The 24067-nt window shown below is 67.2% G+C and carries 19 protein-coding genes; 8 read left to right on the forward strand and 11 right to left on the reverse strand.

Features of this window, described 5'->3' with window-relative positions; genetic code table 11:
• Window positions 1–65 precede the first annotated feature (65 nt).
• Both iniR and G6N59_RS18890 read right to left on the reverse strand, forming a co-directional pair.
• A complete protein-coding gene (gene iniR, locus G6N59_RS18885) occupies window positions 66–2582 on the reverse strand; it encodes an isoniazid response ATPase/transcriptional regulator IniR (RefSeq protein WP_163911476.1) in 2517 nt (838 codons plus the stop codon).
• Complete coding sequence (locus G6N59_RS18890) at window positions 2579–4507, reverse strand: Hsp70 family protein (protein ID WP_234884042.1); 1929 nt, start codon at window positions 4505–4507, stop codon at window positions 2579–2581. The genes iniR and G6N59_RS18890 overlap by 4 nt, the downstream gene beginning before the upstream one ends.
• 260 nt (window positions 4508–4767) lie before the next feature.
• On the opposite strand from G6N59_RS18890, the gene G6N59_RS30845 reads away from it, so the two are divergent.
• The 6 genes from G6N59_RS30845 (at window position 4768) to G6N59_RS18920 (ending at window position 12111) form a co-directional block, all read left to right on the forward strand.
• Window positions 4768–5310, forward strand: coding sequence for an Rv0340 family IniB-related protein (locus tag G6N59_RS30845; RefSeq protein ID WP_191248064.1), 543 nt, complete (start codon window positions 4768–4770; stop codon window positions 5308–5310).
• Between the two features lie 260 nt (window positions 5311–5570).
• Complete coding sequence (locus G6N59_RS18900; protein ID WP_138228378.1) at window positions 5571–6686, forward strand: IniB N-terminal domain-containing protein; 1116 nt, start codon at window positions 5571–5573, stop codon at window positions 6684–6686.
• 96 nt (window positions 6687–6782) lie between these two features.
• Window positions 6783–8624, forward strand: coding sequence for a dynamin-like GTPase family protein (locus G6N59_RS18905; protein ID WP_163911479.1), 1842 nt, complete (start codon window positions 6783–6785; stop codon window positions 8622–8624).
• Window positions 8621–10135 (forward strand): dynamin family protein, encoded by a 1515-nt coding sequence (locus G6N59_RS18910; protein ID WP_138228379.1) that lies wholly within the window; start codon window positions 8621–8623, stop codon window positions 10133–10135. Before G6N59_RS18905 ends, G6N59_RS18910 begins: the two co-directional genes overlap by 4 nt.
• Window positions 10136–10186: 51 nt before the next feature.
• A complete protein-coding gene (locus tag G6N59_RS18915; RefSeq protein WP_138228380.1) occupies window positions 10187–10870 on the forward strand; it encodes an Abi-alpha family protein in 684 nt (227 codons plus the stop codon).
• Window positions 10870–12111: a DUF445 domain-containing protein gene (locus G6N59_RS18920; protein WP_138228381.1), complete on the forward strand. Its 1242-nt coding sequence runs from the start codon at window positions 10870–10872 to the stop codon at window positions 12109–12111. The genes G6N59_RS18915 and G6N59_RS18920 overlap by 1 nt, the downstream gene beginning before the upstream one ends.
• Here G6N59_RS18920 and G6N59_RS18925 read toward each other — a convergent pair.
• The 3 genes from G6N59_RS18925 to G6N59_RS18935 form a co-directional block, all read right to left on the reverse strand.
• On the reverse strand, window positions 12108–12497 hold the full coding sequence (locus tag G6N59_RS18925) for a hypothetical protein (RefSeq protein WP_138228382.1): 390 nt from the start codon (window positions 12495–12497) through the stop codon (window positions 12108–12110). The two genes, G6N59_RS18920 and G6N59_RS18925, sit on opposite strands and share 4 nt — an antisense overlap.
• 60 nt (window positions 12498–12557) lie before the next feature.
• Entirely contained in the window at window positions 12558–13487 is a 930-nt protein-coding gene (locus G6N59_RS18930; protein ID WP_138228383.1) for an LLM class F420-dependent oxidoreductase, read from the reverse strand.
• A 75-nt stretch (window positions 13488–13562) separates the two neighbouring features.
• A complete protein-coding gene (locus tag G6N59_RS18935) occupies window positions 13563–14108 on the reverse strand; it encodes a hypothetical protein (RefSeq protein ID WP_138228384.1) in 546 nt (181 codons plus the stop codon).
• Between the two features lie 101 nt (window positions 14109–14209).
• Between G6N59_RS18935 and G6N59_RS18940 the strand changes: the two genes are divergently transcribed.
• Window positions 14210–15259 (forward strand): sulfate ABC transporter substrate-binding protein, encoded by a 1050-nt coding sequence (locus tag G6N59_RS18940; protein ID WP_170212340.1) that lies wholly within the window; start codon window positions 14210–14212, stop codon window positions 15257–15259.
• Complete coding sequence (locus tag G6N59_RS18945) at window positions 15256–17013, forward strand: SulP family inorganic anion transporter (RefSeq protein ID WP_138228385.1); 1758 nt, start codon at window positions 15256–15258, stop codon at window positions 17011–17013. Before G6N59_RS18940 ends, G6N59_RS18945 begins: the two co-directional genes overlap by 4 nt.
• A gap of 14 nt (window positions 17014–17027) precedes the next feature.
• On the opposite strand, the gene G6N59_RS18950 is transcribed toward G6N59_RS18945, so the two are convergent.
• From G6N59_RS18950 to G6N59_RS18975, 6 genes are all read right to left on the reverse strand, one after another.
• A complete protein-coding gene (locus G6N59_RS18950; protein WP_138228386.1) occupies window positions 17028–17327 on the reverse strand; it encodes a hypothetical protein in 300 nt (99 codons plus the stop codon).
• Window positions 17328–17346: 19 nt separating this feature from the next.
• Window positions 17347–17619: a hypothetical protein gene (locus G6N59_RS18955; RefSeq protein ID WP_170212341.1), complete on the reverse strand. Its 273-nt coding sequence runs from the start codon at window positions 17617–17619 to the stop codon at window positions 17347–17349.
• A 33-nt stretch (window positions 17620–17652) separates the two neighbouring features.
• The gene (locus tag G6N59_RS18960) at window positions 17653–20499 is read right to left on the reverse strand and encodes an AMP-binding protein (protein ID WP_234884043.1); all 2847 of its coding nucleotides are present in this window, start codon (window positions 20497–20499) and stop codon (window positions 17653–17655) included.
• A 53-nt stretch (window positions 20500–20552) separates the two neighbouring features.
• The gene (locus tag G6N59_RS18965; RefSeq protein WP_138228387.1) at window positions 20553–21530 is read right to left on the reverse strand and encodes an alpha/beta hydrolase; all 978 of its coding nucleotides are present in this window, start codon (window positions 21528–21530) and stop codon (window positions 20553–20555) included.
• A gap of 14 nt (window positions 21531–21544) precedes the next feature.
• Entirely contained in the window at window positions 21545–23020 is a 1476-nt protein-coding gene (locus G6N59_RS18970; RefSeq protein ID WP_138228388.1) for a flavin-containing monooxygenase, read from the reverse strand.
• Between the two features lie 82 nt (window positions 23021–23102).
• Window positions 23103–24047, reverse strand: a complete 945-nt coding sequence (locus G6N59_RS18975; protein ID WP_138228389.1) for an alpha/beta hydrolase — start codon at window positions 24045–24047, stop codon at window positions 23103–23105.
• Window positions 24048–24067 lie beyond the last annotated feature (20 nt).

The following is a 24067-nucleotide window of genomic DNA, read 5'->3' on the forward strand; positions in this document are numbered from 1 at the left end:
ACATTTTTGTCGTGAACCGGGCCTGGACAGGCGACCACAGCGCGCTCCTTTATATAAGGAGGGCGTCAAGCTTTCTCGACGAGCAACGCGCGCAGCATCGACAGCATCTCGGACCGGGATTCGGCCCCCAACCTGCGGCGAATCCGGGCGACATGGTGTTCGACGGTCTTCGCTGAGATCAGCAGCCGGGCTCCGATATCGCGGTAGGGCATGCCCTGCAGCACCAGCTCGGCAACCTCACGTTCCCGGTCGGACAGCCGGGTCCAGGCCGGTGTTGCGGCGGACGTGGTCCGAGTGCCACCCGAGGCAGGAGGTGGTGTGGTGTTGCGCACATCTGGGCCGGCAGACGGCTCGTGAGGAATAGCGGGGGCCGCAAGCTCGATGGGATCGGCCGCGGCCTCGAGGGCCGCGTCCTGCTTGAGGTCGCGCGCCAGCTGCAACATGGCGCCGGAGATCTTGCCGTCGGCCGAATGCAGCGCTGCCTGACTGGCCAGGCGGGTGGCATCCCACGTCAGCCCGAATCGGGCCAGCCCCCGGGCGGCTGATGTCACCTCCGCGGCGTCGACGCCGTCGGCCAGAACTCGTAGCCAGGCGCGACCGGCGCCGGCGAGTGCGGTGGCGAAGGCGCCGTGCGCGCCCTCGGCACGGCTCGCCGCGGCCAGGGCCTGCCCATGCGGAGCGACGGCCTCGGGCGCATTGGCCAGGATTCCGGCGTGCACGCCCGCCCAGTGCAGTGGGACGGCCCACAGCGCCGGATTGCCGGCGGCCCGCAGCAGCCCGAACGCCTCGGCCAGGGGTTGACGCAGCTGATCGATCTGCTGCAGCCGGGCCGCGGCCACCCACAACTCACCCAGCGGCATGAGCGCATACAGGTCCAGGGAGTACTCGGCCAGGACCTCCATGGCCGCGTACCAATGTTTCTGCAGCGCACCGGTATCGCCGCTGCGCCGTGCGACGGCGGTCTGCAGCGCGGTCAACCACAACGCGTCGCGGCGGTGTAGGTCGGCCGCCTCCGTCGTGCCCAAAGACGGGACCGCGGAATCGAGTTGGCCGTCGAGCATCCGGATCCAGCCGAGCAGCAGCCGGTGGCGCAGCTGGGAGAAGCCCTGGTTGGCGCCGGTCCGGACGGCTCGGCCGATTACGCTGCGCGCGCGGACGGCGTCGCCGCCGTGCAGCGCGACCAGGCCCAGCAGCGCGGCCGGGCTGTCGGGCGCGACCGAGTGGACACCGTTGGTCGAGCCGACGGCCTGTGTCAGCCGCGCCATCGCCACCGCGAACGGCTGGTCGAGCGTCAGCAGCATGCCTTCTGCCAGGCCGCGGGCTGCGCGCGCGGAAGACGTTGGCGGCATGGAGTTCTCGGCCTGCAGGCACGTGCGGGCAAGCTCCGCGTCGGCGGTGGCGACGCCGACCACGGCGCCCGCAGCAGCGACGAACGGATCGGAACTGGGGCCGAGCCACCGGTACAGATCCGCGGCGTGCGCGGCGGCGCCGTCGTGCATGGCGACGCTGGCCGCAATGCGCACCGCCTGGGCCCGGGCGTCGGCGTCCTCCGCCGTGAGCAGTTCGTCTGCCAAGGTGCCCGCGGTCGCGCAGTCGCCGGTGACGGCCAGCGCGTCGGCGAGGTGGATGTCCGCCGGGGCGGTGCCGGCGCGGGCCGCGGCGCGGTACAGGCGCGCGGCCGCACCGGGCTCGGCGGGCGCGGCGCGCTGGATCAGGTAGGCCGCCAGCAGGTCGTCGACCGTGCCGTGCTCGGCCAACTTCAGCGCCAATTCGGTTGACAGCGTGGCTGATTCGATCTGCGAACGCAGCAGCCGGGATTCGGTCTCGCGATGCCGCGCGGCGCCGACCAGTTGGGTGAGGGTCCGGTGCAGCGTGTCGGTGAACCGCGGGTGCAGCGAGGCGGACAGCAGACCGCTGGCGCGGGCCCGGTCCATCAGCACGGCCGCGCCGTCACCGGGCAGCTGCAGGGCGGCGGCGATGTCGTCGGGCCCCAGTTCGGGGCTGAGCGAACACAGCAACAACGTATCCAACAGATGCTCGTCCAGCCGGCGCAACCGCTCGCTCAACGCGACCGAGGCGGACCGCATCGGATCGCCGCCCGAGGCCAGCGCGGACAGCGCCGAGTACACCAGCAGCGGGATGCCGCCGGTGCCGGCGAATAGGCCGGGCACCTGGTTGCCGGGGACGCCGGCGCGGGCCAGCGCCTCGTGGATCTCGCGAGGCGTCATGGAGGCCAGCTGAATCGGCGGATGTTGCCGGCTCAAGGTGGTGATGAGGGCATTGAGTGCGGGCTCATGCGCCAACGGTTCGGCGCTGACCACCACGGTGCGGCCCGGCTCCCCGGCCAGCTCGGTGAGCAACTCCAGTTCTGCCGTCGACAGCAGCTGCACGTCGTCGATGACGATGGCCGCGTCCTGGGTGTCGCCGTTTCGTGGCACCCGCGCCAGCGTCGTTGTATCTTTGGCGCGCAAGGCATTCCGTACCGCCTCCAGGGCGGTGGTCTTACCGCTGCCGATTCCGCCCAGCACCAGTGCCTTGGCACCGCGTGCGGTGGCCAGGGCGGCTAGCGGATCGGGTGTCAATGGGTGGTCGCTGTCGATGGCTGCGAGGCCGACGCCTGGCTTGCCTTCGTGGGCTGGGCGCTTGGGGTCTGGGTGCTGGGCGCCTGGGTGGTCGGCTGCGCGGTGGGCGTCTGCGTCGTCGGGGCCTGCGTGGTGGTCGGCGGCTGCGTGGTGGTGGGCGGTTGCGTCGTCGTCGGCGGCTGGGTCGTCGTGGGCGGGGTGGTCGTGGTGGGCGGTTGCGTCGTCGTGGTGGTCGTCGTCGTCGACGGAGTGGTCGTCGTGGTGGTGGTCGTGGTGTCGGTGGTGGTTGTGGTCGTGGTGGTCGTGGTCGAGCTGGTGGTCGACGAATCGGTGGTCGTCGTGGTGGTCGGCGCGTCCGTGGTGGTGGTGATCGGGTTGGTCACCGTCGACGTCTCCACCTGACCATTCGGATTCGTCTGCGTCACAACGGACTTCGTGGCCTTGTAGGTGCTGGTGGTGATGGAGCCGTCGGGTCCGGTGATGGTGGTGGTGACGTCGACCGTCACCGGACCCGACTGGGAGTCGTTGCTGGTGAGCCCAACCGCGGCCCAACTGCCACCGGCGACCAAGAACGCTGCCGCGGCCGCGCCGAAGAGCAGCGGTGGGCGCCGGTACCAGGGCAGCGGCGCCACGTCGGGCAGGTTGTCCTCTTCTTCATGGGCGAAGTCCATCGCCGGCCGGGCCGTGGTCTCGCCGAAAGGCGCTGCCTCGGCGTAGCCGGTCGCGAAATCCGTGGGGTAGTCCCCGCCTACGGCGCCACCGGGTTCCTCGTCGTCAGACCAGGCCAGCGACGGCCCGACGGTCGAGGACGGGTTCGCGTCGGCGGGAGGCACCGGAGCAGCCATGGTGGCGGGGCCGCCCGCCCAGCCCGCGGGGCCGGCGGCCCAGCCCATGGTGGGTGCCATCCCCGTCGGTGCGTCGGCGCTCATGGTGCTCGGATCAACCAAGGGAGCGCCGCCGGCCGCGGTGAGCGCAGGCTGCGGCGAGGTCACGACCGGGACCCGGAAGTGCTCCGAAAGTCGTTGGGTGACGATCGGAATCGAGGCACCCCCGCCGGCGGTGGCCAGAGCCGTCAGGACGCCGGCCGGAATCTGGTTGCGCTGCAAGGTTTCCTGGACGACGGCGACCAGCCCCGCGAGGGCCGGCTCCAGCAGTCGTTCCAGCTCCGGGCGGGTGATGCGCAGCGCCGAAGCGAAACCGGGCAGGTTGGCGCTGACCGACGTCGCCGTCTCCGACGACAACCGCTCCTTGGCCTGCCGGCACTGGTCCCGCAGCTGGGACAGCGAGCCGACCGCCGCCGTGCCGGCCGGGTCCGCGTCGGCGGACTCGGTGATGCCGGCGATGACGTGGTTCAGCAGGGCCTGGTCCACCAAGTCGCCGGAGAACTCCGGGTAGCGCACCGTCTCGCCGATCTGGCTCAGGGTCGCGGCGTCGGCAAGGGTGACGCTGGTACCGCTACCGCCGAAATCGCAGAGCGCCACCACGCCGTGGTCAGGTAGCCCGGGCCCGGCCTTGAGGCCGGCGAGCGCTGCGGCCGCGTCGGAGACCACCGGTGCGGCCGCCAGGCCAGGCTTGCCGCGCAGGGCCGCGGCGAGTGCGCCGATGGTGGACATCCCCCAATGCGCCGGTGCGGCGATGACGATGGGGCTGCCGCCACCCACGGTCCGGGCCATGGCATCGAGAGCCTCGGCCAGGACGGCCTCGCCGCGATGTGCCGAACCGTCCGGGGCGATCAGGGGAATCGGATCGCCGACGCGCTCGACGAAACCGGTGAGCACCAGGCCGCCGGGCTGCGTGGGGATGCCGACTTCGGCGGGCCGATCCGGGTACAGGGACAAAATGGCGCGACGGCTCACCGGGGGTCGCCCGGCCGGCACGGCCACCAGGTTGGTCTGGCCGATCGACAAACCGAGCCCGTTGCTCATAAACGTCCACTCCTTTGATGCGCTACCGGACTTGCGTGTAGTCGGACTGGGGTCACCCTATGCGCTGGCGGCCCGGGGGTGGGACACAATCCCCTAACGATTGGTGAATCCCTAATGGTTGTGCCCCTAATGGCAGGTGTCGGGTGCTGGGGTCAGCACCGATCTCTGGGAGCTATATCGGCGATAGCATCGAAATAGTTATCGAGGGGTCTACCTGGTGTGAGGCCCGGAGTTTCGAATCGACGGAAGGAGTAGGTGCCGTGGCAAATCCGCTGCTGGATTTCGTCATGTCGGTGGTCCGGGATCCCGACGTGGCAGCGCACTACGCCGCCGACCCCGCCGGTGCCATCGCCGACGCCAACCTCACCGGCGTCACCACCGCGGACGTCGCGCACCTCATCCCGGTGGTCTCCGAGTCCCTGGGGACGGTGTCTTCCGCTGCCGGTGGCGTGCCGACCGCCGGATTCGACGATCCCGGCGTGAACGTCTGGACCAGTGGTGCCGCCACGGCGGCCTTCGACGCCTTCGACGCCGTCAACACGCACGTGCCGACGGTCGTTTCCCCGCACGTGATTTCCGATCCTGACCTGGGCGGATTCGACAGCGCACCGGACCTTCCAGTGCACACCGCTGTGCCGGACCTGGCCATGTCCGACGATCTGGGCCTGCACAACGACGTCCCGGTCATCGACGCCGGGCACCTGTCGGATCCGGGTGCGCTCGACTGGCACGCGGTCGATACCGCAGACCCGTCGTTGGGCTCGTCTGTTGAGCACCATCAGGGCTTCGACTTCTTCAGCTGAACATTGCACACCCCGACAAACGCCGGTGGCCGCTATGGCCACCGGCGTTTTGCGTTCTCTCACCCCGCCCTCAGCAAACACCCTAACAATCCCCTAATCCCCTAGTAGGGGGAGCGGCGGCACCCCACTACGTTCCGTTGGGGGTAGGGGTGGTTGCCCCGTTTGCAGGGTCCTTGCCGGCCCCTAACGTTGTTGTCAGTTCGCCGGACAACGGCGACCCAGAACTTCAGAAGAGCAAGACCCCAAAGAAAGGGACTCCAATGACCAGCCTGATCGAATTCATCATCGACCTGTTCCGCTTCCCGACCGTGGCGAGCTCGTTCGTCGCGGACCCGCAGGGCACCATGCAGAACGCCGGTCTCGCCAACGTCACCGCCGCGCAGCTGGCTTCGGTGGCCGCCAGCGCGGTGCCCGCGGGCGTGGTGCTCGGTGGCGGCGACCCGGTCGTCGGCCTGCAGAACGCGGTCTCGGACTACTACAGCATGTCCTCGCCGTTCTCCCCGCAGAGCGGATTCGTCTCGCAGCCGACCTTCGCTCCCGACACCTCGCTGGCCAGCGGCAACAACGTGCCGATCGCCAGCGGCAACAACGTCCCGGTGCTGAGCCCCACTCAGGACGCCGGAGCCAACGCCCAGCAGGGTGCCTTCAACCTGGGCTTCGGTGACATCACCCTCGGTGGCAGCCACGTCCAGCAGGGCGACGGCGGCGTCAACATCGCCGGCAGCAACAGCGGTGACATCGCCAGCGGCAAGGGCGCCGTCATGGGTGACGGCAACACCGTCAACAACGGCGACATCCACGCCGGCAGCCACTCCCCGGTGATCATCGGTACCGGCAACCACGCGGTCGACAACTCGACCACCGCGGGCGGCAACGTCATCGCCGGTAACTCCGGCCCGGTGATCAGCGACGTCAACACCGGTGGCGGCAACGGCGGCAGCGCCAGCGCCGGCGGCGGTCTGATCGGCGGCGGCCACGCCAACGCGGGTAGCGGTGGCAGCGGCGGCAACATCGTCATCAACGACGGCAACACCACCAACACCCACGTCGGTGGCAACCAGACCACCGCCGGGCACGACCTGGGCAGCGGCAACACCAGCGTCATCGATGACTCGTCGCACTCCTCGACTGTCAACACGAGCCTGAACAGCGGGAACACCGCCAACACCAGCATCGGTAGCGGCAACAGCACCCACACCAGCATCGGTAGCGGGAACACCACCCACACCGACGTCAGCTCGGACAACTCGGTCCACAGCACGGTCGCCGACAACTCGGTGCACGAGGCGAGCATGAACACCTACGCACCGACCGACACCCACACCACCACCGACATCAGCCACACCACCCACGTCGATCCGACGCACATGCACTGATCGATCGCGACAAACCGTCCGGCGGGGCCTCTTACAGGCTCCGCCGGATGTTTGCGCATACCGTTGGTTATCGAGCATGCAGTCGAGGAGAGTCCAGTGACGCAACCCAACGAGGCGAATCCGCGCCCGGTCGCGGTGATCGTCGAGTTGATCGACCACACCAGCCGGATCGCGGGCCTCAACGACCGTGACGACCTGGCGCAGCGGCTGCTGGCGGCGAAGACCAGGATCAGCGATCCGCAGATCCGGGTGGTCATCGCCGGGCAGCTGAAGCAGGGCAAGAGCCAGTTGCTGAACTCGTTGCTGAACATGCCCGTGGCCCGCGTCGGGGATGACGAGAGCACCGTGCTGACCACCGTCGTCCACTACGGTGATGCGGCGACTGCACAGCTCATCCTGGCCCCGCCCGAGGGCGCGTTGGAACCGAGTGTCGTGGCCATACCGCCCAACCAGCTGTCGACCGACCTGCGACAGGCCCCGCAGGCCCAGGGCCGTCAGGTGCTGCGCGTCGAGGTCGCGGCGCCGAGCCCGATGCTCAAAGGCGGACTCACCTTTGTCGACACCCCGGGCGTCGGCGGACTGGGCCAGCCCCACCTGTCGGCCACCCTCGGGCTGCTGCCCGACGCCGACGCCCTCCTGATGGTCAGCGACACCAGCCAGGAGTTCACCGCGCCCGAGCTGACGTTCATCCGGCAGGCCGTCGAAATCTGCCCGGTGGCAACGATTGTCGCCACCAAGACCGACCTGTACCCGCACTGGCGGGAGATCGTCGCGGCCAATGCCGCACACCTGCAGCGCGCGCGGCTGAGCGTCCCCGTGGTGCCCGCATCGTCGGCGTTGCGCACGCACGCGCTGGCGCTGAACGACAAGGAACTCAACGACGAGTCCAACTTCCCGGCCATCATCTCGTTCCTCACCGACAAGGTGCTGAGTCGCGAGAACGACCGGATCAAGGACGAGGTCGTCACCGAAATCCACTCGGCCGCTGAACATCTGACCCTGGCCGTGTCCACGGAATTGGCTGCGATCAACGATCCCGACAAGATCGAGCGCATCAAGGCCGAGCTGGAGCAGAAGAAGGACGACGCCCAGAACGCGTTGCAGCAGACGGCATTGTGGCAACAGGTGCTCAACGACGGCATTGCTGACCTGACCGCCGATGTCGACCATGACCTGCGCAACCGGTTCCGCAACATCACCGCGCACACCGAGCGCATCATCGACGGCTGTGATCCCACCCAACACTGGGCCGAGATCGGCGCAGAGTTGGAGAACGTGGTTGCCACCGCGGTCGGCGACAACTTCGTCTGGGCCCATCAGCGCGCCGAGGCGCTGGCCGCCGAGGTGGCCCGCACCTTCGTGCAGGCCGGGCTGGATTCGGTGGAACTGGCCGAGATCAGGGCCCGCGACATGGGCGCCGGCCTTGGCGAGTTCAACCCCGTCGCGCGGCTGGAATCCGAGCCGATCAGAGCCGGCCACAAGGTGATCACCGGGATGCGCGGGTCTTACGGTGGCGTGCTGATGTTCGGCATGCTGACGTCGTTCGCCGGGCTGGGCATGTTCAACCCGCTGTCGCTGGGCGCCGGACTGGTGCTGGGCCGAAAGGCCTACAAGGAGGACATGGAGAACCGCATGCTGCGCGTGCGGGGCGAGGCGAAGATGAACGTCCGCCGGTTCGTCGACGACGTGTCGTTCGCGGTCGGCAAGGAGTCTCGCGACCGGCTGCGAAACATCCAGCGCCACTTGCGTGATCACTACCGCGAGATCGCCAACCAGACCACCAGATCGCTCAACGAATCGCTGCAGGCAATGCTCGCCGCCGCGCAGATCGAAGCGGGCGAACGCGACAACCGGGTGCGGGAACTGGAGCGGCAGTTGAACATTCTGCGCCAGGTCATCGACAACGCGGTGAAACTGACTCCGGCCCTGGCCCAGTGAGCACGAGCGCACGCGTCCGCGCCATCCTGGGCGGCGTCATGTCGGCCTATCGGTCCGACCCCGGCTACCAGCACCGTCCGCAGGCCCTGGCCGAACTGGACTGGATCGCCCGTCGGCTGGACCAGCCGATCCGCATCGCTTTGGCCGGCACGCTCAAGGCCGGCAAGTCGACTTTGGTGAATGCGCTTGTGGGCGAGGAGATTGCGCCCACCGATGCCACCGAGGCCACCCGCCTGGTCACCTGGTTCCGGCACGGCATGACGCCGCGCGTGACGGCCAACCACCGCGACGGCCGCCGTACGGATGTGCCGATCACCCGCGATGGCGGCCTGACGTTCGATCTCGCGCGCTACTCGGGCGCGCAGGGCGCGGCCAACGTGGGGGACATCGTCGACCTCGACGTGCAGTGGCCCGCTGCCGAATTGGAACAGATGACCATCATCGACACGCCGGGCACGTCGTCGCTGTCGCGTGACGTCTCCGACCGGACCCTGCAACTCTTGGTGCCGCGCGACGGGGTCCCTCGGGTGGATGCCGTCGTGTTCCTGCTGCGCACCCTCAATGCGTCAGACATCGCGTTGCTCAAGCAGATCGGGGAACTCGTCGGCAGCGGCTCGGGCGCGCTCGGCGTGATCGGCGTCGCGTCGCGTGCCGACGAGATCGGGGCCGGACGCATCGACGCGATGATGTCGGCCCGCGAGGTCGCCACCCGGTTCACCACGGAACTCGACCGCACGGGCGTGTGCCAGGCAGTCGTCCCGGTATCGGGGTTGCTGGCGCTGACCGCGCGCACGTTGCGGCAGAGTGAGTTCACGGCACTGCAGAAACTCGCCGCTCTGGACGGCGACGGCGCCACCGCGCTGACCAAGGCCATGCTGTCAGCAGATCGCTTTGTCCGGCAAGATGATTCGCTGCCCGTCGACGCCATCACGCGAGCGGGGCTGTTGGACCGGTTCGGTATGTTCGGGATCCGGATCGCCATCGCGGTCCTACGCGCCGGTGTCACCGACTCCGTGGGGCTGGCCGACGAGCTACTGGAGCGCAGTGGTCTGGTGGCCCTGCGCGACGTCGTCGACCAGCAGTTCGCGCAGCGCGCCGACATGCTCAAGGCGCACACCGCGTTGCGCACGCTGCGCCGCTTCGTGGAGGCCAACCCCATCTACGCGACACCGTTCATCCTGGCGGACATCGACCCGCTGCTGGCCGACACCCACGCGTTCGAAGAATTGCGGCTGCTCGGCCAATTGCGTTCCAGGCCAACCACATTGAACGACGATGAGATGGCGTCGCTGCGCCGCATCATCGGCGGTTCGGGGACCGACGCGGCGAGCCGGCTGGGACTGGGTAACGATGCGCCATATGACGGCCCGCGTGCGGCCTTCGCGGCGGTGCAACGGTGGCGTCGCCGGGCCGATCATCCGCTGAATGACCCCTTTACCGCACGTGCCTGCCGGGCTGCTGTGCGTAGTGCGGAGGCCTTGGTCGCCGACTATGCGGCGCAAGGCAGGTGAGATATCCGTGATCGTTGGCCAATCGGTGCCCCACGCAGCTACCGTTTGCGGGTGGCTCAATCGTTTGACCCCTTCGGACTGGTAGGCCGCGCGGTCGACGCCGCTCGTATCGGCCTGGATGTGTACAGCTGGACCGAGCAGCAGATCGTCGGCGCCCTGCGTAAAGGCCTCAACGAACTGGAACCGGAAGACACCGACCACGACGTCGTCGCGACGCCCGAGACGTCCAAACCGGCAGCCACCGACGACTCGCTCAACTCCAAGATGAGCGAGCTGCTGAATCGGGCGCTCGACCAGAACACCGCCGGCAGCCAGACCGAGTTGTACCACCATCTGCTGGATCAGCTGGTCGCCGACGAGGCCCGCATCGTCGGCGCGCTGTCCGACGGCTCCGTCTCTCCTTTGGTCAACGTGTTCGACCGGACCCGCAAGGCGGTGCTGGAAAACGCGGCCCTGGTGGGCCGGACCGCGAACGTCGCGCTGCCGCAGATGACGCCACAGTACGTCGGGCATTTGCTGGCACTGCGCCTCGTGGAGATCGGTCCGGAGGATTCCTCGCTGAAAACCGAGTACGAGGTGTTGATGGCTGAGACCATCGTGCTCAACGCGATCAAGGCCGCGTCGAAGGGTCCGCTCCCCGCCAAGGTGGAGAAGCTGACGCTGACGCTGTCGCCGCTGGGCCGATCGCTGTGGGCCGCCGCCACCGCGGAGGACGACCAAGACGGGTGGCACTGATGTCCTTGACCGAGATCCTCACCGACTTCCGTGAGCACTGGGTCATCTACTTCTCCATGCCGCTGGTGGCCGCGTTCGTCGGCTGGAGCACCAAGATCGTCGCGATGGAGATGATCTACCGGCCGCTGGAGTTCAAGGGCATCGGGCCCATCGGCTGGCAGGGCATCATCCCGCGGCGCGCCGGCAAGGTCGGCTCGACAACCATCGAGCTCCTCACGTCCAATCTGCTCAAACCCGAAGAACTGGTATCCCGGATCGACGCCAAAGAAGCCGTCGAGGTCTTGCGCGAACCGCTGGCGGCGTCCATCAACGACATCGCCCGCGACGTCGCCGAAGAGATCCGCCCGGGCTTGTGGGACTCCTTGCCCGAGGCCGGGCGCCAGGCCATCCTCAACCGCATCCACTCCCAGGCACCCCGGATCACCGAGAAGATGCTGAACGAGATGCAGGCGGACCTGAGCCGGTTCGTCGACCTGCAGTTCCTCTCGGTCACCACTTTGGTGCGCAACAAAGAGAAGCTCAACAAGCTGATGCGCGGCCTGTCCGACGACGCCATGGCGTTCGTCCGGCGCAGCGGCATCTACTTCGGTCTGATCATCGGTACCGCCCAGATGTTCGTGTGGGCCATCTTCAAACTGCCGTGGATCATGCCGGCCTTCGGTTTCGGTATCGGCCTGGTCAGCGACTACATCGCGCTGAACATGCTGTTCCGGCCCATCAAGCCGACGAAGTACCTGGGCTTCATCAAGTTCCAGGGCCTGTTGCACGCGCAACGGGAGAAGATCACCGCGGACTATGCCCGCATCCTGTCCGAGGACCTGTTCGCACCGGACATCCTGTTCGACGGCATCCTCAAAGGTCCGGGTGCCGACAAGCTGTTTTCCATGGTCGCCCGCGAGGTCGAGCTCGCGATCGACAGCGAGGTCGGTGGGTGGACGGGCACAGTCGTGAAGTTCGCGGTCGGCACGGCGAAGTACAACGCGCTGAAGGACAAGGTCGTCGACCTCGTCGTCGAGCGGCTGCCGGCCACGCTGCTGGACGCCCAGGACTACGCCATGAGCAAGATCGACCTCGAGCAGACCATCATCGACAAGATGAATCAGCTCTCCAACGAGGAGTACGAGTCGATTCTGCGGCCGGTGTTCAAGGACGACGAGCCGTTGATGATCGCCATCGGCGCCATCCTCGGTGGCTGTGTCGGTGAGCTCCAGGTGCTGATGATCGAGTTCTTCACGCACTAGTGCTGCGGCTGCGGCAATACCGTGGTGTGCGGCCTCGACGTGAACGGGTAGGGCCAGCGCGGGTCGGTGGTCGTGTGACTCTGCCGTGACTGGGTGATCGACGTTTCCGTCGACGTCGTCGTGGTGTCCGTGGGGAGCGGCAGGTCGATGTCGGTGGTCGACGGCGGGGTGGACGCGTAGCTGGCCGACGACGGGGTGGTCGTCATCGCGGTCGTGGACGAATGGCCCGAGTCATCCACGATGACGGGCACGGGTGCCGGCTGTGGCTGGTTGTAGTGCCGCGTCAACCATGACCCCGCGAAATACAGCAGCGCAATCGCGATGAGCGCGGCAATGCTGGCGCCGACGACGTGCGGGGTGCGCTCATGCCACGGCCGCTCGGTCATGGCCGGTCAGCGTAGCTGAGGAATGACTTCCGGTCAGCGCAGCTGGGGTGTGACTTGCGGTCAGCGCAGCTGGGGAATGATTTCCGTGCTGAAGAACGCGATGTGGTCGAGATCAGCCATGTCCAGCACCTGCAGGTAGATGCGCTCGACACCGGCCGCGATGAACGGCGCCAGTTTGTCGACGATCTCCGCCGGCGTACCGACGGTGGGGGAGTTGCCGCGCATCTCGTCGACCTCGCGGCCGATGGCGCCGGCTCGACGGGCGATCTCCGCGTCGTCCTTGCCGGCGCACAGCACGAAAGCCGCCGAGTACGTGATGCTTTCCGGCGACCGGCCGGCTTCCGCCACGGCGGCCCGTACCCGGCCGAATTGAGTGGTGAGGGTGTCGATGTCGACGAACGGAATGTTGAACTCGGAGGCGAACCGGGCGGCCAGCGCCGGGGTCCGCTTGGCGCCGCCGCCACCGATGATCACCGGCGGGTGGGCCTGCGCCGGTTTGGGCAGCGCCGGGGAATTCTTCACGGTGTAGTGCTTGCCGTCGAAGTCGAAGTGTTCGCCGACCGGGGTGTCCCAGAAGCCCGTGATGATCTGCAGCTGCTCGTCCAGCCGGTCGAAGCGTTCGCCCAGCGGCGGGAACGGGATGGCGTAGGCCTCGTGCTCTTCGGCGAACCAGCCGGCGCCGAGGCCCAATTCCACACGGCCACCGCTCATTTCGTCGACCTGTGCGACGGCGATGGCGAGCGGACCGGGATGCCGAAATGTCGCCGAGGTGACCATGGTGCCGAGCCGGATGGTGCTGGTCTCGCGGGCGATGCCGGCGAGCGTCACCCAGGAATCGGTCGGGCCGGGCAATCCGTCGCCGGCCATGGCCAGGTAGTGGTCGGATCGAAAGAACGCGGAGAACGCCAACTCCTCGGCAGCCTGCGCGACGGCGAGCTGGTCGGCGTAGGTGGCACCCTGCTGCGGTTCGACGAATACCCGGAAGTCCATGCCGCCCAGCCTAGGCTGTCTCGCCACGCTTCTCATCGCGGCTCGTTCCTCGCCGCTTGATCGTCGCGCGGCGGGTCAGAACGCCTTCACACCCGCCGTCGAGACGAACATCCCGTGGCCTGTGCCGGCGTTGGTGAAGCGGGTGCCTTCGGCTCCGGCGAGGATGGTCCAGCCCACTGCCGAATAGGTCTGGTAGTCGATGGTCACCGTCGGGATGGCCCCGAGATTGCCAACTACCCAAGACAATTCGCCGGCTGCCGTGACCCGGACGCCGTTGGCCGACTCCCCGTTGACCTTCGGCGCGTTGGTGAAGGCCGACTCGCAGTCGACCTCCGCCTTGCTGAGCTGGCAACGGGTTTGGCCGGACTTGGTCGCGATGAAGACGTAGCCGTTCTGCGGTGCGAGGACCTGAGCGTTGGGCGGCACGGCGCTGGGGACCGGTATTGGGTTCACCGGAACCGGGCGGATCGCCTTCCCCGATGGCGTCGGTGTGCTTATGGCAGACGTTTCTCCGGAGGGCAGCCCTGACTTCGGGTTTCCGGGCATGGTGCTGTCGCAGCCCGCGAGCAGCGCGGCTGTCAGCGCAGCGGTGGCAGACATGGTGAGCCGTGTGTGGTTCATCGGCCATCAGGCTACGGGAGATCTGATCGCGCTGATCCAGACCGCTGCCCCGGCGCGTCCTGCTGCTTAACGTCGAACCTCCGTAGTGAACAGAGGTGGCGATGAGCAACAAACACATATCCCCGCTCGGTTTGGTCGGCGTCGTCGCCATTGCGGTCGCCGGAGTTCTGATCGGGTTCAAGAACATTCACGGTCCGTCACCGGACGCACTGCTGAACGTGTCGTATGACCCGACGCGCGAGCTGTACGCGGCGCTGGATCCGCAGTTCGTCGCGCAGTACCGCAAGCAGTCCGGAGTCACTGTCGACATCGGTCAGTCGCACGGCGGGTCCGGCCGGCAGGCGCGCAATGTCATCGACGGTACGTCGAAAGCCAGTGTGGTCTCACTGGCCTTGGTCAGTGACGTCGACAAGCTGGCCAAGCGTGGGCTGATCGCCAAGGACTGGCAGCACCGGCTGCCCAACAACTCGGTGCCGTACACCTCGACCATCGTGTTCGTGGTCCGCAAGGACAACCCGAAGAACATCCATGACTGGCCTGATCTGGTCAAGGGCGACGTCTCGGTGGTGACCCCGGACCCGCATACCTCGGGTAACGGCAAGCTCAGCGTGCTGGCCGGGTGGGGCTCGGTGACGACCCGCGGTGGCTCCGAGGCAGCCGCCCACGACTACCTGGCGGCGTTGTTCAAGCACGTCGCCGTCGCCGATGAGGGCGCGCGCGGCGCTGCCAGCAGCTTCGCCGTGCAGAAGATCGGCGATGTGCACCTGACGTGGGAGAACGAAGCCATCCGGGAGGTGGCCGCGGCGCCCAATGAGCTGCAGATCGTCTATCCACCAGTGAGCATCAGGGCCGAACCTGCGGTGGCCTGGGTAGACGCGAACGTGGCCGGCAAGAAGACCGAGGCCTACGCGAAGGCTTACCTGAACTACCTGTTCACCGACCCTGCCCAGGAAGTGATCGCACAGTACGGCTACCGCTCGATCAACCCGCAGATCCAGGCCAAGTACCGGGCCCAGTTGCCGGACCTCTCGCTGTTCCCGGTGTCCGCGATCGCCAAGGACTGGGACGACGCCGCCGAAAAATTCTTCGGCGACAACGGAATCATCGACACCATTCATATCCCTGCGCAGCGAACGGTGGTGGGATCGTGAGCCTGCTTTCGAACCTGAAACTCAACTACGAGCGCACCCTCGCCCGGCGCGATCTGATCGCCGGCCTGACGGTCGCCGCCATCGCTCTGCCGCAGGGCATGGCCTATGCCTTGATAGCGGGTGTCGACCCCAAATACGGCGTCTTCTCCGCCATCGTGGTGACGCTCATCGCTTCGATATTCGGTTCGTCGTCACACCTGATCAACGGACCCACCAGCGCCATCTCACTGCTGGTATTCAGCTCATTGGCGTTCATCGACCCGGAGAACCGCACCGAACTGTTCGAGGCGCTGTTCTTGCTCGCGGTCCTGGTGGGCACCATTCAGATCCTGATCTCGGTGTTCAAACTCGGTGACCTGACTCGCTACATCTCCGAGTCGGTGATCGTCGGGTTCATGGCGGCAGCCGCGTTCTTGCTTGCTTTGGGCCAGTTGGGAAATGCGGTCGGCGTCAAGGACCGGGGCAGCGGCAACATGCAGGTGCTGTACCGCACCTACCTGACGCTGTTCCACGGCGACGCGATCAACTACCGAGCCGTGGTACTGAGCGTCACGGCTGTCGTCGCAGCCGTAGTGCTCCGAAAGTTGGTGCAGCGCTTCGGCTGGCCGCAGATCGACATGCTTGCCGTGTTGGTCATCGCAGCTCTGATCGCCTACTTCTCGGGCTGGTCGACACCCGGCCACGGGGGCAAGACCGCCGTGTCGATCACCGGAAAGATTCCCGCCAGCCTGCCCGACTTCCATATTCCGGTGGTGCATTGGGAGTGGCTGCCGCACCTGTCGCAGGGCGCGTTGGCGGTCGCTTTCATCGGCTTGATCGAGGCGCTGTCGATCGCGAAAGCCATTGCGCACCAGACACAGCAGAAGATCGACTACAACCGGCAGATTCTGGCGGAAGGGCTGGCCAACCTGACCGGTGGCTTCTTCCAGAGCCTGCCCGGTTCGGGCTCTCTGTCGCGATCGGCCATCAACTTCCAGGCCGGCGCGGCCACCCGGTTCTCCGGCGTCGTCGCGGCGGTGACTGTGGCCGGCGCGCTGCTGTTGTTCGCGCCACTGTTGAGCTACATCCCGAAGGCGGCACTGGCCGGCCTGTTGCTGGTTACCGCGGTGCGTTTGGTCGACTTCCATCGACTGGTGCACACGGTCAAAGCGTCTCGCTACGACGCCGGTTTGGTGATCGTCACGGCAATCACCGGCGTGGTCATCGATCTGGACAAGGCGGTGCTACTCGGCGTTGCGCTCTCGATCCTGCTGTTCGTGCCGCGGGCCTCCAAGCTCAAGATCGCCGAGTTGGTGATCACGCCTGAGCGCGTGGTCCGGGAACGGGTCGGCGATGAGCCCGACAACCCGGCCATCCTGATCTACGACATCGAAGGAGAGTTGTTCTTCGGTGCCGCGCCGGAAATCGAGCGCGCGCTGGACGCCCTCACCGACCGGGTCAAGACCGAAGGAACCCAATTCGTGGTGCTCCGGCTCAAACGGACCCGCAATCCCGACGCGGTCGGTATCGAGCGTATCGAGCGGTTCCTGCACGACCTGACCGAGCTGGGTGTCACCGTCCTGCTGGCCGGCGTTCGGCCCGACACCCTGGATGTCCTGGGCAACGTCGGGCTGCGTGACTGGTTCCCGGACGAGCGCATCTTCCCGGAAGAGGAGAAGGAGTTCTCGGCAACGCTCAAAGCGGTCCGCTACGCGGAGTCACGGCTGGTGCCCAGCGGCGTCAGCAGCAACGAGGAGTTGTACTACCTCGTCTGAGGCGAGGCCGGTTACTACTGCGGAGGCAGTACCGGCGGTCGGCAGATGTTGTTGATCGGGTCCCACCACGCGCCGTCACGGCAGTCGAGTGGCGTCGTCGAGACCGGCGGTCGGCAGCTGTTGATGTTGGGGTCCCACCAGCCACCGGGACAGTTCTGTACGAGCGGGGCCTGACACCGGTTCTGCACGGGATCCCACCAGGTGCCGTTGTCACAGTCCGCATGGCTGACGGCCGGTGTGATCGCCGCGGTGAGGGCCATGGGCGCCAAGGTGGCCGCGGCGATGACGGCGGCACGCTGCAGAGACTTGTGCATGCCGTCAGCCTAAAGGGCTTCAGTTACAAGGCAAGTCGCCCGGCGTGTAGTAGGGCACCCCGGCCGGGGTGTAGCACGGTGGCCGGCCCGTGGCGGCCTGGGCGGCCGCGTCCTCCGGCGCCGCGACCGCCGCCGCCACCGCGGCGTCGCCCGCGATATTCGTACAGCCGCCCGCACTGACGTGGCGGCCCCCGACACTGCCGCACACGTCGGCGTGTGCGGCCGGAGTGCTGACGGCCGGCACCGCCGCGGACGCGAGCAGGAACAGCACTGCAGCTGCGGTCTTCTTCATGCGACGATTATTGACGAATGTGTCAGGTCTGTCTCAGCTTTTCTGGTACCCGCCGTCGTCCATGCGGGTGAAGTAGCGGCCCGGGGGCGGCAGCGGATCGCGCCGCAGCGGGCCGGCGACGGGGCGGTGCCACGGTGTCATCGGCAACTCATCGACAACACGGACGAATGCGGGCCGTTCCTCGCCAGGCAGGTTCGCGAGCGCCTCGTCCAAGTCGGCGGCGGAGATGTCCTGGCCTTCGACCAGTGACAGTGCCGCGACAGCCACCTCGTTGTCGTCGGAAGTGACTCCATACGTGTGCACCAGGTCGACGTTGGGTAGCTTCCCGATGGCTGCGGTGATCGGCAAGGAGGCCACGATCCCGTCGGCGGTGTGGATCTGGGTGTCGACGGAGTCGATCAGCCAGTAATCCCCATCACCGTCCCGGCTGACGAGGCTGCCACTGGAGAACCAGGCGTCACCGGCCTCGAACAGGTTGCGCAGTGGCGGCGCCGACGCGGTGGTCGCGGAACTGATCTTCACCAACAGCAGGCCCGTTTCGTCGTCGGCGCAGCGGATCGCGTAACCGTCCGCGCCCGAAACAACTTGCTGCGCTTCCGGATCCCACCGCACGACCTCGACGGTCGCACTACCCGGCAGGGGCCGGCCCAGCGATCCCGGCTTGGCCGGGTTGACGTTGGCCAGGATGGCCTCGCCCTCGCTGGTGGACCAGAAGTCGAGGACACCGGCCGGGGCGAACCGGTCGAGGACCCGGCGCCACAGGCCGCGAGGCATACCGGAGCCGACGAACAGCCGGACCGAGTGGTTGCGCTCGGCGGGCTGCGGGGCGGCGTTGACCAGCGGCCGCAGCTGCGCCCAGGTGTAGCAGACGATGGTCACGCCGTACCGGCGCACTTCCGTCCAGAATGTCGTCGGGTCCAGGTCGGTGGCCATCGCCAGTCGGCTGCCGCCCGCGACCGCACCGCCGATGCCCGTCAGCAGGCCGGAGGTGTGGTAGATCGGGTTGATGCAGTAGACGGTGTCGGAGTTGTTCAGCGTCGCCGACGTCGCGGTGCCGTACGCCGACAAACCGAAGCGGCCGTTGGTGACTCGGATGGGGCGCGGGTCGTCATCCGGGCCGCCGAAGAAGATGAACGCGAGCTCACCGGCACGGCCCGGGTTCGGGCGGTACCAGTCCGGGATGCGCACCGCGTTGGTCTCGCCGATCTCCAGCGCGGTCAGGGTGCGGTCCCGATTGAGGTAGGGCGTGTCGAGCAGGAAGGTGTGCAGCGGTCGGCCGGCGAAATCGGCCTCGGAATGTTCGGGGTCGGCGATGACGCGGTTGACCTTGCCGAGTTCGACCTCGCGCGCCGTGTCGGCGCCGGGGCGCAGCATCACGGCCACCGCGCCGACGCGGTTGAGCGCCGTCACGACCGCCAGTGCCGACGGGCGCGTACCCATCAACACACCGACGTGTTCACCGGCACGCACGCCCGCGGCGAGCAGACCGCGGACCACCGCGTCGATGCGCACCTTGTTCTCGCCGTAGGTGTAGCTGCGGTCCTCGTACATGAAGCTGACGTCGTCGGGCGCGTGCTGGGCCTGCTCATCGAACAAGAGCGCCAACGAGATTCGCGTGTTCGCGTCCAGTCTCCGGATGCGCGCCAGCCGGGGCATCTGGCGCGACACCGTGCCGAACATGCCGCGGACGTCCCCGACCGAACGTGCGACGGAGCCGGCGACCATGCGGCCGGCGTCGATCAGTGTCTGGACACCCTCGCCCGGCCCTGCCGGCGCCGGCTCGGCGGCGGTGGTCATTGCGTCGACCTTGGTGACGTGCTCCGGCAGCGGGCTCTTGCCCTCGGCGTACCGCATCCAGTCGGCCACCAACGGCCAGGTGTGCGACGTCGCGGTACTGCCCACGACCAGCCCGAAATGCCCTGCGTGCAGGGTGCTTTCGAAGATCTCCGCGCGCGGCGCAGCGCCCAGGATCCCGCGCACCGAGGCCGGCGGGGCGATCTCGTCGACATCTCCGACGAACGCCAGAATCGGCGACGTGATGTCGGCGAGCGTCACCGGCCGCCCGGCGATGCTGAATCCGCCCGTCAACATCCGGTTGTGAACGAGGAACTGCTGCAGGAACTCGGCGAGCGCCGGGCCGGGCCACGCCACCCAGCCGTCGTTCATCAGGTAGCGGCGCTGCCCTTCGCGGGGCAGCAGGGCGTCGCGGTCGTGCAGTGCGAACAGGAACTGCAGCTGGCCCGTCACCGCTTTCACCGGATCGAGTAGCTGGAAGCCCAGCCGGGTCGCCCAGCCCGGCACGGACCGACCTCGCAGGACGTTCTCCATGACGAAACCCATGCCGGGTATGGCGATTTCTGCGGGGACCCCCATCGGGGCGGTCTTGCTCAGGTCCACCGGGCTGCCGAAGGTGATGACGCTGGCGATGCCGACGCTCCGCCGGTACGCCGAGGCCTGGTAGCAGAACATGCCGCCCTGCGAATAGCCGGCGAGGTGCACGTCGCCCCCGGTGAGGGCGCACATCTCGTCGATGGCCGCGTCCACTGCCAGCACGTGATCAGCCAGGTTGCGCTCCAGGCCGCCGGCTTCCTTCTCCGGCGAGCCGAAGTCGATGGTCCATGGGTCGATGCCGTGCTCGATGAGCGTGCGCACGCCGCTGGCCTGCGGCGACACGTCGAACACATCGGCCGTCAGCATCAGCGGCGGCACCAGCAGCACCTGGGGGCGGCCTTTCTCGCCGCTGGTCCGGTACCGCCGTAGTTTGTGGATCCGGCCCTGGGCGACGACGTCGTACGGCGACGGCTCTTCGCCCGTCTCGAGTCCGCCATAGCGGGCCACTTCCAGCCAGTTGCGAGTCGTCGCCACAACCCTGTCGAACATTCAGCCCGCCCTTTCGATCAACACTCGGTGCAGATCATGCCAAGCCGATGCGTTCACCACGGCAGTTTGACCGCCAGTCTGGGTGTCGGCGGGTTCGTCGACCGCAAATGCACGTCGGTCGACCGGATCGGATCGAGGACGCGGGTCAGGAAGGTGATTTCGTCGGCGAGGGCCGCCTCGTGGCACGGGCCGGAGTAGAAGTCGAAATGGTCGGCCGGGTATTCGCACAGATGGGCCAGGTACCCCGCTTTCTTGGCGGCGCGGCGGGCGGCCTCCGGTGGCGCGATGAGGTCGTTGGTGCCGACCTGGACGAGCAGCGGGCACTCCAGCTGACTGGCGTGGACGGTCGGTCGGTTGAACGCGATCTCCAGCACCGTGCGAGCGGTGAATTCGTTGCGCCAGGTCGGGCCGGCCATGGCCACGTACGCCTCTTCGGCGCCGGGCGTGGTGAGCACCGCGGTGTCGCCGTGCTGCCCGGTCAGCGGCAGGTTGTGCGGTCGGCGGCCGAGGCGCGCTCCTACGGCATCGAGCACTCCGTGGGCGACCAGGCGGGCCAGCGGCCCGGCTCCGGCCTCGTGATACCCCTGCACCAGCGCGGCCAGGCCATCCGTCGCGGGGCACAGCGACACCACCGCGGCCACCCTCTGGTCTTCGGCGGCGACGGCGATGACGTGCCCTCCCGAATATGAGGTGCCCCACAACGCGATGCGGTCGCGGTCGACGCCCGGCAGGTTCCGGGCGGCGTCGATGGCGGCGTGGTAGTCCTGACGTTGCTTCCGAACCGAGATATATTGGCGCGGTTCGCCTTCCGAATCGCCGAAGCCGCGGTAGTCGAACACCACCACGTCCATCCCGGCGGCGGCGAACGGCTCCGCGAACGCCATCAGCCCCGAGTCGCGGGTCCCGCCGAAGCCGTGGGCCATGACCACGCACGGGCGTCCCGTCTGTCCGGCCAGTGTGTCACTCTCGGCGGTCAGATGCCAAGCGGCACAACGCTCACCGTGGCTGATGAAAAAGAAGTCGGTTTTCATGGTTGCTCTCTCGGTCAGACCACGGACAGTGGTGCGGCGGCAGGCGTGAAGACCAGGGCGGGGTCCTCGATGGGCCCGTTGTGTAGCCGTTCCTGATCCATTTCGTAGGCGTGCTTGAAGGCCCACGGGCCGTAGGTGCCGCCGCGCGGGAACTTCGCGACGGCCCGCTGCACGTACCCGGAGGTCATGTCCAACAACGGAACTCGTGCCATGGTCCCGTCTTCCAGTACCGGGACCACCTTGCCGTAGCCATGCTCGTCCATGTAGTCGAGCATCCGGCAGAAGTGCTCGCACACCAGATCGACCTTCAACGTCCAGGCGATGTTGGTGTAGCCGACCGCGAACGCGAAATTGGGTACCCCGGAGAGCATCATCGCCTTGTAGACGGTGAGGTCGGGGAGATGGAGCAGGTGCCCGTCGACGCTCAGGGTGATCTTGCCGAACGGCGTCATGTTCAGGCCGGTCGCCGAGATGATGATGTCGGCGGCCAGTTCCTGCCCGGATTTCAGCAGGATGCCGTGCTTGGTGAACCGTTCGATGTGGTCGGTGACGATCGAGGCCTTGCCTGACGAGACCATCTTGAACAGGTCGCCGTCGGGCACCATGGCCAGGCGTTGCTGCCACGGGTTGTATGTGGGGGTGAAGTGCGTGTCGACATCGAAGTTCTTGGGCAGCTGCCGAGCCACGTTGGCGATCAACAGTTTTCGCATCAGCTTTGGGTAGCGCATGCACATCTTGAACAGTCCGCGGTTCAGTGCGATGTTCTTGCGCCGCACGATCTGGTACGCCCGCTCATGGCCGAGCAGTTTGTTGAGCACGTTGGCGATCGGGTCGGACGCCGGTATCGAGAACACGTAGCTCGGGGAGCGCTGCAGCATGGTGACGTGTGCCGCCTTGTCGGCCATGTTCGGGATCAGTGTGACGGCGGTGGCGCCACTGCCGATGACGACGACATTCTTGCCGGTGTAGTCCAGATCCTTCGGCCAGAGTTGTGGGTGGATCACCGGACCCTCGAAATCCTCGCGGCCGGGGAAATCGGGGAGGTACGGATTCTCGTAATCGTAGTACCCGGTGCCGAGGAACAGGAAGCGTGAGGTGAAGGTCTCGGTCTGTCCGTCGTGCGTGGTGGTGACGGTCCAAAGTGCTTGCCGGGAATCGAAATTCGCCGAATCCACGTGGTAGCCGAATCGGATGTGGCCGGCGAGGCCGTTCTCATCGACGGCCTGCTGCAGATAGTCCAGGATGATGTGCCCGTCGGCGATGGACTTGCGGTGCGTCCACGGCTTGAAGCCGAAGCCGAAGGTCGGCATATCCGAGTCGGACCGGATGCCCGGATACTGATGCAGGCTCCAGGTGCCGCCGATCGCGTCTCGTCCCTCCAGCACCACGAACGACGTACCCGGCCGAAAAGTCTTGAGGTGATAGGCCATTCCGATGCCGGAAATCCCGGCGCCGACGACCAGGACGTCGATGGGAGCGGTGGTTGTCATGGGCACTCCTTTGCCGGTCCGGCGGGTGTACCTGACTCTAAATCCGTGACGCCGTGTCCATGCCGCGTTTCGCGGGCCCGGCTTACGGGGTGACGAGGGTCTGAGCGAACTCGTCGATGGCGTCGACCATCTGGTTCAGGCCCGGCTGCTCGAGCGGGTAGTGGCCGGCGTTGTCGAGCACGACGATCGTCACCGGAACCCTGGTGATCTGGCTCAGGAACGGGTCGCTGAGATGCTGCGGTGTCCACCGGTCGGCACCGGGCTGTGTCAGCAGCACCGGGCAGGTGGCGAAGTCCTCGGGTTCGACGGCCGGCTGATAGCCCATGTACGAGGCGAGGAACGCCATCGAGACCCGGTTTCCGGCCGACGTGCGGTCGGCGAGACAGGCCCGCAGCGCCTTCTTGTCGTTGACCAGAGTGTGCATCTTGCTGACCGCCCACATGGGGATACGCATCCGGCGCAGCGGTGTCCTGGCGACACGGCCCATCACCGGTCCGCCGAGCCGACCCACCGTTGGCCTGAGTGCGGTCTCGACCTGGACCTGGGGATTGCGCTGGTCCAGGAACGTCATCCCGACGATGCCCGCGACGTGCGGGCTGATCGCGGCGACGTGGTACGTCAGCATCCCGCCGGCGCTGAGGCCGTACAGCAGGATCGGGCGGTCGTCGCGCTTGAGTTCGGCGGCAACAAGATCGACTCCGGCGGCGACCCAGTCGTCGTAGGTGACCAGTGCGCCCGGCGCGACCTCGGTGACTCCGTAGCCGGGCATGTCGACGGCGATGGTCTCGTATCCGCGCCTGGTCAGCGGCGCCCCGGCGATGGTGCTCATCTGACGACCGTTGGTGCCGACGCCGTGGAATAGGATGACCTTCACCGGCGCGTCCGGGTTGCGGTACGTGTCCAGGTGGATGCGGTGCCCCTGCCAGTCCCACCACTCCTCGGTCGGCTCCATGCCGGGCTTGATCCGGTACTCCACAGGCAGGTGCTGTTGGATTGTGCGCCAGGCTTTTTGGTCGGTATAGGTCATGGTGGGAGATTAGCGTTCCG

It is taken from the genome of Mycolicibacterium aubagnense (assembly GCF_010730955.1).
In the GTDB taxonomy this organism is placed as follows: Bacteria; Actinomycetota; Actinomycetes; order Mycobacteriales; family Mycobacteriaceae; genus Mycobacterium; species Mycobacterium aubagnense.

Excerpts from the sequence above, each read along its gene's own strand:
- G6N59_RS18890 (WP_234884042.1), bottom strand. The coding sequence starts at position 4,507 with ATGAGCAACGGGCTCGGTTTGTCGATCGGCCAGACCAACCTGGTGGCC.
- G6N59_RS18900 (WP_138228378.1), top strand. The coding sequence starts at position 5,571 with ATGACCAGCCTGATCGAATTCATCATCGACCTGTTCCGCTTCCCGACC.
- G6N59_RS18920 (WP_138228381.1), top strand. The coding sequence starts at position 10,870 with ATGTCCTTGACCGAGATCCTCACCGACTTCCGTGAGCACTGGGTCATC.
- G6N59_RS18925 (WP_138228382.1), bottom strand. The coding sequence starts at position 12,497 with ATGACCGAGCGGCCGTGGCATGAGCGCACCCCGCACGTCGTCGGCGCC.
- G6N59_RS18930 (WP_138228383.1), bottom strand. The coding sequence starts at position 13,487 with ATGGACTTCCGGGTATTCGTCGAACCGCAGCAGGGTGCCACCTACGCC.
- G6N59_RS18935 (WP_138228384.1), bottom strand. The coding sequence starts at position 14,108 with ATGAACCACACACGGCTCACCATGTCTGCCACCGCTGCGCTGACAGCC.
- G6N59_RS18940 (WP_170212340.1), top strand. The coding sequence starts at position 14,210 with ATGAGCAACAAACACATATCCCCGCTCGGTTTGGTCGGCGTCGTCGCC.
- G6N59_RS18950 (WP_138228386.1), bottom strand. The coding sequence starts at position 17,327 with ATGCACAAGTCTCTGCAGCGTGCCGCCGTCATCGCCGCGGCCACCTTG.
- G6N59_RS18955 (WP_170212341.1), bottom strand. The coding sequence starts at position 17,619 with ATGAAGAAGACCGCAGCTGCAGTGCTGTTCCTGCTCGCGTCCGCGGCG.
- G6N59_RS18960 (WP_234884043.1), bottom strand. The coding sequence starts at position 20,499 with ATGTTCGACAGGGTTGTGGCGACGACTCGCAACTGGCTGGAAGTGGCC.
- G6N59_RS18965 (WP_138228387.1), bottom strand. The coding sequence starts at position 21,530 with ATGAAAACCGACTTCTTTTTCATCAGCCACGGTGAGCGTTGTGCCGCT.
- G6N59_RS18970 (WP_138228388.1), bottom strand. The coding sequence starts at position 23,020 with ATGACAACCACCGCTCCCATCGACGTCCTGGTCGTCGGCGCCGGGATT.
- G6N59_RS18975 (WP_138228389.1), bottom strand. The coding sequence starts at position 24,047 with ATGACCTATACCGACCAAAAAGCCTGGCGCACAATCCAACAGCACCTG.